The organism is Acinetobacter sp. YH12155, from assembly GCF_013418255.1.
GTDB lineage: Bacteria > Pseudomonadota > Gammaproteobacteria > Pseudomonadales > Moraxellaceae > Acinetobacter > Acinetobacter indicus.
Genome location: NZ_VPCK01000014.1, coordinates 51,434 through 63,753 on the forward strand (window position 1 = coordinate 51,434; position 12,320 = coordinate 63,753).

9 protein-coding genes are annotated in these 12,320 nt (G+C 48.3%); 4 read left to right on the forward strand and 5 right to left on the reverse strand.

The genetic code is table 11. The features are described from left to right. Positions 1 to 57 precede the first annotated feature (57 nt). The gene (gene uvrC, locus FTU86_RS10050; RefSeq protein ID WP_127798515.1) at positions 58 to 1,857 is read right to left on the reverse strand and encodes an excinuclease ABC subunit UvrC; all 1,800 of its coding nucleotides are present in this window, start codon (positions 1,855 to 1,857) and stop codon (positions 58 to 60) included. Positions 1,858 to 2,030: 173 nt separating this feature from the next. Here uvrC and FTU86_RS10055 point away from each other — a divergent pair, with 173 nt between their 5' ends. After that, positions 2,031 to 3,107, forward strand: coding sequence for an AAA family ATPase (locus FTU86_RS10055; RefSeq protein ID WP_180036774.1), 1,077 nt, complete (start codon positions 2,031 to 2,033; stop codon positions 3,105 to 3,107). Here the strand turns inward: FTU86_RS10055 and FTU86_RS10060 are convergent. Beyond that, positions 3,096 to 3,512: a PH domain-containing protein gene (locus FTU86_RS10060; RefSeq protein WP_163143064.1), complete on the reverse strand. Its 417-nt coding sequence runs from the start codon at positions 3,510 to 3,512 to the stop codon at positions 3,096 to 3,098. The genes FTU86_RS10055 and FTU86_RS10060 overlap by 12 nt on opposite strands. 121 nt (positions 3,513 to 3,633) lie before the next feature. Then, positions 3,634 to 4,548 carry a lipid A hydroxylase LpxO gene (lpxO, locus tag FTU86_RS10065; RefSeq protein ID WP_075167599.1) on the reverse strand — a complete coding sequence of 305 codons (915 nt, stop codon included), beginning with the start codon at positions 4,546 to 4,548 and terminating at the stop codon, positions 3,634 to 3,636. Positions 4,549 to 5,037: 489 nt separating this feature from the next. On the opposite strand from lpxO, the gene fadB reads away from it, so the two are divergent. Then, positions 5,038 to 7,191, forward strand: coding sequence for a fatty acid oxidation complex subunit alpha FadB (gene fadB, locus FTU86_RS10070; protein ID WP_180036773.1), 2,154 nt, complete (start codon positions 5,038 to 5,040; stop codon positions 7,189 to 7,191). Positions 7,192 to 7,203: 12 nt separating this feature from the next. Next, positions 7,204 to 8,376, forward strand: a complete 1,173-nt coding sequence (gene fadA, locus FTU86_RS10075; protein WP_104470478.1) for an acetyl-CoA C-acyltransferase FadA — start codon at positions 7,204 to 7,206, stop codon at positions 8,374 to 8,376. Positions 8,377 to 8,526: 150 nt separating this feature from the next. Here the strand turns inward: fadA and FTU86_RS10080 are convergent, their stop codons facing one another. Both FTU86_RS10080 and FTU86_RS10085 read right to left on the reverse strand, forming a co-directional pair. Then, the gene (locus tag FTU86_RS10080) at positions 8,527 to 9,888 is read right to left on the reverse strand and encodes a nucleobase:cation symporter-2 family protein (RefSeq protein WP_104498569.1); all 1,362 of its coding nucleotides are present in this window, start codon (positions 9,886 to 9,888) and stop codon (positions 8,527 to 8,529) included. 545 nt (positions 9,889 to 10,433) lie between these two features. Then, a complete protein-coding gene (locus FTU86_RS10085; protein WP_104471815.1) occupies positions 10,434 to 11,183 on the reverse strand; it encodes a hypothetical protein in 750 nt (249 codons plus the stop codon). A 283-nt stretch (positions 11,184 to 11,466) separates the two neighbouring features. Between FTU86_RS10085 and FTU86_RS10090 the strand changes: the two genes are divergently transcribed. Then, complete coding sequence (locus FTU86_RS10090) at positions 11,467 to 12,150, forward strand: DsbA family oxidoreductase (RefSeq protein WP_168384402.1); 684 nt, start codon at positions 11,467 to 11,469, stop codon at positions 12,148 to 12,150. Positions 12,151 to 12,320: the final 170 nt, after the last annotated feature.

Below are 12,320 nucleotides of genomic sequence, written 5' to 3' on the forward strand. Positions count from 1 at the left end.
TGGTCAATCGTATACTGGCCAGTGACTATTTTTGCCAATAGGTCAAATATGCCGGACTTATTCGTGCAGAATTTTATAGATGGTCCGCGCCATAACCTGCCCCAGTCCCGGTACCAGCATCAAGTCTTTTTCCGAGGCTTTTAGCACGCCCTGAATCCCGCCAAAATGGGTCAGCAAATCACGGCGGCGTTTTGGTCCCAGGCCGGGAATCACTTCCAGCACCGAACTGCCACGTTTTTTATCACGTTTGGCCCGATGCCGGGTAATGGCAAAACGGTGCGCTTCATCCCGTACCTGCTGAATCAGATGCAGGGCTTTATGGTCTTCCGGCAGCTGGATTTTGCTGCCATCGGTAAAATGCAGGGTTTCCAGTCCAGGTTTACGCCCCTCGCCTTTGGACACGCCGACCATAAAGGCTTCCAGTCCCAGTTCCTGCATCACTTCCATCGCCATATGCAGCTGGCCTTTACCGCCATCAATCAGCAGTAAATCCGGCAGCATGGCTTTTTTATAGCGTCGGGTCAGGGCCTGACGCATTGCGGCATAGTCATCGCCTTCGGTAATGTCATTGATGGAAAACTGGCGATAATCGCGTTTGCGCGCACCGCCCGAATCAAACACCACACAAGACGCCACGGTCGCTTCGCCCATGGTGTGGGAAATATCAAAACATTCAATCCGGTCAATAGGACGCCCCACCACCTGCTCCAGCTGATGAAAACGCTCATTCAACTCGAAGTGATTGGCCAGCTTGCCTTTAATCGCGTGTTGCACGTTCATTTGTGCCAGTTCTTGCCATTCGGCCCGGGTTTCGCGGACTTTGTGCTTGATCTGGACTTTCTGCTGAAACTGCTGCTGTAGCGCCTGCTCCAGCTCTTTGACATCTGGCAGTTCCACATTCACAATCAGCTCGGCCGGTACTTCATCGGCGACCTGAAAATAGAAGTTGGCGATAAAATCGGACAACATCTGGCCCTGATCATCTCCGAGCATATCCGGGAAATAGCTTTTCCCGCCCAGCATCTTGCCATTGCGCACATGCATAATCTGCACACAGGTCACCCCGGCCTGATAGGCAATTGCCAGAATATCGGCTTCGCCTTTGACCTTATAAATGGCCTGTTGTGCCTGTACATCGCGCAGCAAGGCCATCCGGTCCCGATAAAACACCGCTTTTTCAAACTCCAGTGCTTCCGCCGCGGCTTCCATTTTGGCAATCAGTTCCTGATTCAGTTCACGGGTATCGCCCTGTAAAAAGCGGATCGAGTTCTGCACATCTTCCTGGTAGGCTTCCGGTGAAATCAGCCCGACACAAGGCGCCGAACAGCGTTTGATCTGATATTGCAGGCAGGGACGTTTGCGCTGGGAAAAATAGCTGTTTTCGCACTGGCGCACATTAAACAGCTTTTGCAGCACGATTAAAGTATCGCGGGCGTTGTAGGCACTTGGATAAGGCCCGAAAAATTTACCGACCTGATGCTTGCCTTTGCCACGGCCACTGGCAATCCGCGGATAAGGCTTGTCACTGGAGACAAAAATATAGACATAAGATTTGTCATCGCGCAGCATGATGTTATACGGCGGCCGATGCAGCTTGATCAGGTTCTGTTCCAGCAGCAAGGCTTCGGTTTCAGAGCGTACCACCAGCGTTTCAATATCATAAATCCGCGCCACCAGCGCCTGGGTTTTCGGATGTTCGATGGTTTTTACGAAATAGCTGGACACGCGATTTTTAAGATTCTTGGCCTTGCCCACATATAACAGTTCCCCATCTTTACCCAGCATGCGGTAAATACCGGGCAAGGTGGTCATATTGGCCAGAATTTTGACAATATGTTCGCGTGCGTTTTCGTTCACATTCAGCCTATTTATCGATCTCGTCTGCTCTAGCATGATGTGATGGTGATTCTGCTATTTTCAAGCATTGCCGCGCAAGCATGCCGGCAGAAATGACATGATTGCTACAAAGTCTTAGTGCCACAGGCAAATTTTGCTATGCTGAACAGCTTGTCCCGTTCAGGATTCAGTTTATGCACACCGCCCACTCTGCCATGCATATTATTCAGCCGGCCACCTCAATGCATGCGGCATCGGAAAAAGACCGCCTGATTGGCAAACCGCGCTTTCATTTTGAACCACGTGAAGTGATGCAGCTGCTTAGAACCCGGATTATTGGACAGGACGCAGCCTTAAATGAAATTGAAAAAATGCTGCATGTGGTCAAGGCAGATTTTTCCAGCCCGGAACGTCCGCTGTCAGTGACGCTAATGCTGGGGCCAACTGGCGTCGGTAAAACTGAAACTGTCCGGCTGATCAGTGAAGCGATTTATGGCCGCCCGGATGCTTTTTGCCGGATTGATATGAACACGCTGGCACAGGAACATTATGCAGCAGCACTCACCGGTGCACCGCCGGGCTATGTTGGCTCCAAAGAAGGCCATAGCCTGTTTGATGAAACTGCGATTGCAGGCAGTCACACCCGCCCCGGCATTGTACTGTTTGATGAACTGGAAAAAGCCTCGACTGAAGTACTGCGCGGGCTAATGAATGTGCTGGACACCGGCAAACTGACCCTGACTTCTGGCACCAAAACCATCGACTTTCGCAATTGCATGATTTTCATGACCAGTAATGTCGGTGCCCAAGCTGCGCAGCAATATCTGGACAAGCTGAATCTGTTCCCGAAAAAAATGCAGGACCTCTGTCTAAAACGTCTGCCGGCCAGACAGATTATTGAAAAGGTGATGCAGCGCCGTTTTGATCCGGAATTTCTCAACCGGATTGACCGGACCCTGCATTATGCGCCGGTCCAGGAAAATGCCCTGCCGCAACTGGTCGAGATTGAACTGGAAAAACTGAACAAACGCCTGCAGCATCAGAAGCGTCAGGTACAGCTGACCGATGCCGCCAAGGCTTATTTTTATCAAGGACATGATATTCGCTATGGCGCCCGGCATTTGGGCCGCCGCATGCGCACCGAACTGGAACCGATTCTGGCGCTGTATTTCCTCAGTCATCCAGAGCAGCTTAGTCTGTGTCTGGACTGTCAGGATCAGCAGCTGTTGATTCAGCCGGACCCAGCGACCAGCACTGAATCAGGACGATAAAGGCTGTTTAATCGCGGCGCAGAATTGCTCCGGATGCCGCGGCGACACCAGCACAAACTTGTTCACGCCATCTTGCTGATAGTCAATCTTTAAGCGTTTTAAGGACATGGCCGGAGATGCCACCGAGTTATTGGTCGATGATACTTTTTGAATCTGCGCCAATGGGATGCGCCAGCTTAAAAACAGGCAGCGGATGGTCAGGCAGTCTTCGCTCACACGATAGCGGGTATTCCACACCGGCCACCAGATCACCACAATGGTCAGCAGATACACCGCAGTATGCACCGGATACGCTTGCATGGTACCTTTGGCCTGCATGGTCAGCAACAATTGCACCAGCAGCCCAGTCATACAGATCAGAAAAGCCAGCACCCACCAGTCAATTTTGGAACGAAATTTCTGCATTATTTTCCCCTTTACTGTCTGTATCTTACACAAAATTTATGGGGGCTGCTGTATTCGGCCGTGCAGAAAAAAACGCCCATGTGGGCGTTTGGGTTGGAGTGCAAAAGATCAGCATGTCATCTTAAAACAGATAAGGCCGGATAAAAATCAGGAAGAATAGCCCCAGCATCAGCACCCATTTTAAAATGTAATACAGGGTCCGGTTTCTAGCTTTCAGGGCCTTGGCCTGAATCCGGATCTGATAAACATAGGCAAAGACTTTATTCAGGCCGCCGGTACGATCGCCAACTTCATTGGGCGAGCTGGCTGCCGTCATCACCTTTTTACCAAACCAGTGATTAAACTTTTGCATCCAACGGGTAGTTAACGGCCGCTCGACATCGGCAAAGAAAATAATCCGGTTTTGCGTAGTGCCATTTTCAGCATAGTGAATATAGGTTTCATCAAATACCACACTTTCACCATCACGCCATGAATAGCGCTGGCCATCGACATCAATAAAACAGCGCTCATCATTCGGGGTCATTAAGCCCAAATGATAACGCAGCGAACCGGCATAAGGATCGCGATGCCGGACCAGGCGGCTGTCCGGTGCCAGTTCGGTAAACATTGCCGCTTTAATACTTGGCAAGGTTTTTAATAAAGCCGTGGTTTTCGGGCACAGCTCGGCCGCAGAAGGATGCGCGGTGTCATACCATTTCAGGTAAAAGCGTTTCCAGCCGGTTTTAAAGAAAGAGTTAAACCCCAGATCATCATATTTGCTGGAGGCCTTGATGCCGCCTTGTTCATACAGCGCTTTGGCCTCATCGCGAATCATCTCCCAATGTTCATCCAGCACTTTTAAATCCTGAAAATGCTGGGTGTCGATGTAGGGCTGATTCGGTACGCGTGAAAAACGGTACATCAGAAAATTAATCGGGGCGAACAGGGTCGAATGGTCAAAGAACTGACGATAAAACGAATGCCGAACTTTGCCGCGTTGCTGGATATAAAACGCTGAAATGACAAAGATGGCCAGAATAATCCACTTAAGCATAGCAACATCCGGGAAATTGCCGCCCTGTACAGGTACGACAGACAAGCCAAAATATCGGCGAGCATAACAAATTTAGCCAGGCCAATCAGCCGGTCGTTTAAGACACAGCGTTGCAAAACTGGCGCTGTTCAGGTACCTGTACTGCCCTGCCCATTCACACGAATTGACTTTTTTGACCAAAACACCACAACTCCGGCATGGGCAGCGCCAGCTTTTTCCGTTATAAACAGAGGGCAACTGCGCCAAAAAAGTAAAACCGAAACAAGTACTTCATTGGCTTTTAAGCGAAATAAGCAGGAGAAGAAAGGGAACAAGACCTTGATTGGGCATAGAAAAATTGATGACCCTAGCGTCACGGCTTGATACAACTTGTTATGTTCTTTTTCGATATAGTTATCGTAAGATTAGCGAGGCATAGAAGTGTGCGGGAAATGCACACTCGCTTCACAACATCAACTTAGAAATCCTCCAAAATAAAGGAGATCAGGCATGATCCACGCTGGCAATGCCATTACCGTCCAAATGCTTTCGGACGGAATTGCAGAATTCCGCTTTGACTTACAAGGTGAGTCGGTCAACAAATTTAACCGTGCAACGATTGAAGATTTTAAAGCTGCAATTGACGCTGTCAAAGCCAATAGTGAAATTAAAGGCTTGGTGGTCACTTCAGGTAAATCGACCTTCATCGTGGGTGCAGATATCACTGAGTTTGGTGAAAACTTCGCACAAGGCGAACAAGCAATTGTAGAATGGGCCTTGCCTGTTCACGACATCTTCAACAGCTTTGAAGATTTAGATATTCCTAAAGTGGCTGCCATTAATGGTATGGCGCTGGGTGGCGGTTTTGAAATGTGTCTGGTCTGTGACTACCGTGTCATGTCCGAACAGGCGCAAGTCGGCCTGCCAGAAATCAAACTGGGAATTTTCCCGGGCTTTGGTGGTACAGTACGTTTAAGCCGTTTAATCGGGATCGACAATGCGGTGGAATGGATGGCAATGGCCAATCCGAAAAAACCAGCCGCAGCATTAAAAGATGGTGCAGTAGATGCCGTTGTTGCCGCAGACAAACTGACTGAAGCAGCGGTTGATCTGGCTAAACAGGCAGCAGCTGGCCGTCTGGACTGGAAAGCCAAGCGTCAGGAAAAACTCGATCCGGTGAAATTGAACCCGCTGGAACAGATGATGGCGTTCAACACAGCCAAAGGTGCGGTACTGGCCAAAGCCAATCCGGCTCAATATCCGGCACCAAAACTGTTACTCGATTCATTACAAGCCGGCGCTGGCCTGAGCCGTAATGATGCCCTAAAAGCAGAAGCGGAAGGTTTTGCCAAAGCTGCGGTCACCCCACAAGCGGGTGCCTTAATTGGTCTGTTCCTGAACGACCAGGTCGTAAAGAAAACTTCAAAAAAACATGAAAAAGGTGCTCATCCTGTTAACCAGGCCGCTGTTTTAGGTGCCGGGATTATGGGTGGTGGTATTGCTTACCAGGCGGCAAGCAAAGGCACACCAATTATCATGAAAGACATTGGTAACCCGCAACTGGCCTTAGGTATGTCTGAAGCAAACAAACTGCTGACCAAGCAGGTTGAACGCAAGAAGATGAAACCGGCGCAAATGGGTGAAACCCTGGCACGTATCCGCCCGACTTTAAGCTATGACGAGTTTAAAGAAGTCGACATCGTGATTGAAGCTGTGACTGAAAATCCAAAAGTCAAAGGCATCGTACTGAAAGAAACTGAAGCCAAAGTTCGTGAAAATACGATCATTGCTTCTAATACGTCTACAATTTCAATCACGCGTCTGGCTGAAAACCTGGAACGTCCAGAAAACTTCGTGGGTATGCACTTCTTTAACCCGGTACATATGATGCCACTGGTAGAAGTGATCCGTGGTGAGAAAACTTCTGCTGAAGCCATTGCGACAACGGTTGTTCTTGCACAGAAAATGGGTAAAACCCCAATCGTGGTCAATGACTGCCCAGGCTTCCTGGTGAACCGCGTCTTGTTCCCTTACTTCGGTGCATTTGATCTGTTACTGAAAGATGGTGCGGACTTCCAGCAAATCGACAAAGTCATGGAAAAATTCGGCTGGCCAATGGGTCCTGCTTACCTGATGGACGTGGTTGGTATCGACACTGGCGTTCACGGCGCAGAAGTGATGGCAGAAGGCTTCCCGGACCGTATGAAGCCAGACTACAAAGGCTCAATCCAGGTGATGTATGAAAACCAGCGTCTGGGTCAAAAGAACGATGTCGGTTTCTATAAATATGAATTGGATCGCAAAGGCAAAAAAGCCAAGACCGTTGATCCAACTGCTTATGAGTTAATTGCAGGCGTGGTGACTGGTGAAAAACGCGAGTTTGATCCACAAGAAATCATTGACCGTATGATGCTGGCTTTCTGTAACGAAACGGTTCGTTGCCTGGAAGACAACATTGTCGCAACACCATCTGAAGCCGATATGGCGATGATCATGGGTGTAGGCTTCCCTCCATTCCGTGGTGGTCCATGCCGTTACATCGACCAGACAGGTGTGGCTGAGTATGTTGCGCTTTGCGATAAATATGCGCACTTAGGTAAAGCATATGAAGCGCCGCAAATGCTGCGTGACATGGCTGAAAACAACAAGAAATTCTACGGTTAAGGAGCGACGTGAATGGCTACTTTAAATCCACGTGACGTTGTGATTGTTGATGGCGTACGTACTGCCATGGGCAAAAGCAAAAACGGTATGTTCCGCAATGTACGTGCTGACAGCATGTCTGCGGAGCTGGTTCGCGCTTTAGTTGCTCGTAACCAATTTGATGTCAACGAAGTTGAAGACGTAATCTGGGGCTGTGTCAACCAGACTCTGGAACAAGGTATGAACATTGGCCGTAACATTGCGTTACTGGCTGAACTGCCAAAAACTGTGGCGGGTCAAACCGTGAACCGTTTATGTGGTTCATCGATGCAGGCGATTCATACTGCAGCGGCGCAAATTGCCACTAACCAGGGTGATATTTTCATTATTGGTGGTGTTGAGCATATGGGCCATGTGGGCATGATGCACGGCATCGACCTGAACCCTGAAGCCTCTAAATACTATGCCAAAGCATCTAACATGATGGGCTTAACGGCAGAAATGCTGGGTCGTATGAACGGCATTAGCCGTGAAGAACAGGATGCGTTTGGTGTGGAATCTCACCGCCGCGCCTGGGCTGCGACCCAAGAAGGCCGTTTCAAGAATGAAATCGTCGGTATTGAAGGTCATGATGCTGAAGGCAAATTGCAGCTATGCGATGTGGATGAAGTGATTCGTCCAGATGCTAACCTAGACGCATTCAAGGCATTACGCCCAGTGTTCGATCCGAAAGGCGGTTCTGTAACAGCAGCAACTTCATCTGCCCTCTCTGATGGTGCATCGGCCATGCTGTTGATGTCTTATGAGCGTGCGCAGGCTTTGGGTCTGAAACCACGTGCCGTGATTCGTTCAATGGCGGTTGCCGGCTGTGATGCGGCGATTATGGGTTATGGTCCAGTACCAGCAACGCAAAAAGCCCTGAAACGCGCTGGCTTGTCGATTGCTGACATTCAAACCTTCGAGCTGAATGAAGCATTTGCTGCACAAGGTCTGTCTGTACTGAAAGGCTTGGGTATTTATGACCAGCAAGACCGCGTTAACCTGAACGGTGGTGCAATTGCATTGGGTCACCCATTGGGTTGTTCGGGTGCACGTATCACCACGACACTGCTTAACGTGATGGAACAGCAAGATACACAAATCGGTTTAGCGACTATGTGTATTGGTTTGGGCCAAGGTATCGCGACGATTATCGAACGTGTTTAATCTTTAAATACCAAGATAAAAAAACCCCCGCTTAATGCGGGGGGTTTTTTATATTCGCAGAAATCACTTAATAAAAACGCCCCATGTGCTACATCGGGCGTTTTTAAATTGCATCTCAATCACGACTGAAGCAAGCTTCAGCTCATCGCCTTAATGTTCCGGCTTGGCCACTGTGGTTAACACTGGCTCAACTGCTGTCTTTTTACCAAAATGAAGATGGTTAAACAGGATATTCAGGAAAATTGCCATCACACAGGTCGAGCTAATGCCCGAATGGAACAGGGTTTTAAACCAGGTTGGAAACTGGGCATAGAAAGAATGATCAATAATTGGAATCATCCCGGCAGCCAGAGACGTCGCGACAATAATCAGATTCTTCTGATCGCTATAGTCCAGTTTAGATAAGGTACGAATCCCACTGGCCGCTACCGTACCAAATAAGACCAGACCCGCACCACCTAATACCGGCGTAGGAATGGAAGCAATAAGACGGCCCATAATCGGCAGCAAGCCCAAGATCACCAGAATCAGGCCACCGGCAGCTACCACAAAACGGCTTTTCACGCCCGTGATCGCCACCAGTCCGACGTTCTGGGCAAAAGCACTTTGCATAAAGGTGCCAAAGAAGGGCGCTACTGCAGAGGAAATCATATCGGCGCGCAAGCCATTGGCAATACGCTTGTCATCGACTTTGGCACCGACAATATCCCCCACCGCAATAATATCGGCCGTGGTTTCAGTTAACACCACCACCATCACAATGGTCATGGCCAGAATTGCAGACAGATGAAAAGTTGGTGCGCCAAAGGCTAAAAAGTCAGGAAAGGCAAACCAGGCACCCTCGCCCACTTTGGAAAAATCGCCAAAACCCAAGGCATAGGCCAGAATCGAACCGATCAGAATTGCCAGTAAAATTCCGGTACGGCGAATGGTTTCAGAACCAAAACGGCTTAGAAGCAGCAAAATCCCCAGGGTCATGGCGGCCAGACCAATATTTTGCATAGAACCCCAGTCAGCTGCATTGCTATTGCCACCCATAATCCAGCGCACGGCCACCGGCAATAAAGACAGGCCGATGATGGTAATCACACAGCCGGTCACCACCGGTGGGAAAAAACGGATAATCTTGGCAAAAAACGGCGCTAGCAATAACCCGATTAAGGAGGAGGCAATCACCGCGCCCAGAATGGCATTAAAACCGCCACCCGTGGTGGCAATACCCACCATGGTGGCCACGCCGGCAAAGGACACGCCTTGCACCAGTGGCAAGCGTGCCCCGAAATATTTCACGCCCAAGGTCTGTAACAAAGTCGCCAGTCCACCCATAAATAATGAAGCAGTAATCAAAATCCCGATTTGCGCAGCAGTTAAACCGGCCGCTGTGCCAACAATCAATGGCGGCGCCACAATACCGCCATACATGGTTAATACATGCTGTAAGCCATAAGTCAGGCTTTTTCCTGTCCCTAAAAATTCATCTTCGGGCGAAATATTCTGTTTGCTCGTTGTCATGTGTAGCCCCACGCCGCAGCTGAGTGATGCTTTTCTCTGAAGCCATCCTTTAAAAATATACTGGCCCTTGCCTGCATGTTACAAACAAGCGCGCTTCCTGCGGGATTGGAGCAATTACTATGCCATTTTAAAAAATCTGCCGGATTTTGCTGGTAAATCGGCACCAACATGAGGAGGAGATGAACTAGTTAAAAACAAGAAAGAATAGAAAGATAATTTCTTAAATTTTAAAATTTTATCAATTACTTATACCAATATTTTTTCATTCATAATTTTATTCTTTTCCTCTTTTTAAATGGATCACGCACGATGCTGTCCATGTATATAACTCGTAGCCATCCACACCCTTAAAAAGCGCTAGAGGCTGTACACTCACAGTGCATTTTCACAGCCATCGCGGCCAGCAGCAGCACTAAAATATGTCCTGAGCCTGTGGCCAGGTGATCATTAAGAATGCACCTTGCATCTGCCGATACTGCCCCATGACGGTGTTGGGGCAGTATTAAGCTTTGGCTTAAAACAGGTGCAAGAAGTTGAGCTGTTACTTACAGTTTTTCAGCCAATGCCTGCTGATGCGCCTGGGTAATCTCCTGCATTTGCTGATTCAGCTTGAGCATGTCCTGATAGGCCTGATTAAACTGTTTCAGGCCTGCATCTTCATAGAACATAAACAGGTTGTTTTTCATTTCCCAGCGATTATTTTTTAGAATCCCAAGCAGCACATAGGCCTGACTCAGGCTCTGTTTTTCCAGCTCAAACAGCACTGTGCCTTCATCATTCTGGCGGCTTTCCAGCAGAGATTCACTTAACTGACGGCGTAGATGCGATTTAATCGGTAATTCTTCAATTTGGGCCAGCGCCTGAGCTTCATGTTCAGTCAGATGCTCCTGATACAGCTCCATCATGGCTTTGACCTGTGACAGCATCGCTTCAGTTTCGGCATAGTCCTGTTTTTTATCTTCATTCAGGCGTTTAATATCCAGAAACTGATCCCATTGCAGCGCTTTCAGCTCACGTAAATAGCTGTTACGCGCTTCGGCACTTTGCACCAGATGGCTAATCACAAATTCAGCCATCAGGGCATAATCACCGCTTAAACGCGGATCGGACGGATCAACCTGAATCGGGGTCGACCAATCCTGCGCCTGTACATAAATCTGCTCGGCCTTGTCATACAGTACGTTCTGATATTCGTGTAATTGGGTCAGTTCTTTTTGTTGTGCCTGATATTGATAAAACATCAATCCAAACACGGCACAGGTCACGAGGACGATGATCCACACTATACGTCGCATATCCTGTCCTCTTGTTGTATTTCTCGTTATCATAACGCTTTGTTGTTGTATCGCCTGTTTTTTAGACAAAATTATTCAACAAAGCACACAAAAGATCAAACAATAAAAATGACTTAAGTGATTTATTTTATTCAGCTAATTTTTTATCGTTTAGCTTATTTTCAAAAAATATAAAGTGATGAGGATGAAAAATACGGTTTGCTGGCGGCAAAGTACCCATCTCGGCTTTAATTCAGGCAAATCATCCCCATCAATAGTTGAAAACAAGGCAAAGAGAATATTCATGCGTGTAGATATCTGGTCCGATGTGGTCTGCCCTTTCTGTTATATCGGCAAAAAACGTCTTGAAGCCGCGGCAGCACAGGTCGGCGTAGAACTTGAGGTGCACTGGCACAGCTTCCAGCTTGACCCGGAGGCACCGGAACGTCAGGAAATTTCCAACTCTGAACGTCTGGCACAAAAATATGGCCGTACCCTGGCAGAAGTAGAAGACATGCAGCGCAATATTGCCAGCATGGCTGCTGAAGAAGGCATCCAGTTTAACTGGGAACAGGCCAATTCCGGCAATACCTTGAATGCCCACCGTCTGATTCATCTGGCGCAAAGCAAAGGCTTGGGCAATGAAGCCAAAGAGGCTTTTTTCTACAGCTATATGACCCAAGGTCTGGCCATTGGCGAACGCGAAACGCTGGAAGATGTCGCTGCACGTATCGGTTTAAACCCGGTGGAAGTCGATGATGTGCTCGATTCCGATGCCTATGCCGATTTTGTGAAATTTGATCAGGATGTAGCACGTGATCAGCTTAAAGTGACGGGCGTACCCTTTTTTGTATTTGACCAGCGCGTTGCTTTAGCCGGTGCCCAGCCACGGGAAGTGTTTGAACAGGTGCTGAAAAAAGCTTTGGAAACACCTACAGACAACGGCGCGCAATGTCAGGATGACCAGTGCGATATACCGGAACAATAAGCAGTTACATCCTTAAGCATCGCTGCCATAAAAAATCCCCTTACGGGTAATGCCAGTCAGTTAAGCAAATTTTAGTAAAATGTAGTAAAAATGAGTGTATGTAAATACGCTCATTTTTTTATGTCTTTATCTGAACATTTAGAATCCACTCTTGAACATGCTCTCCCATC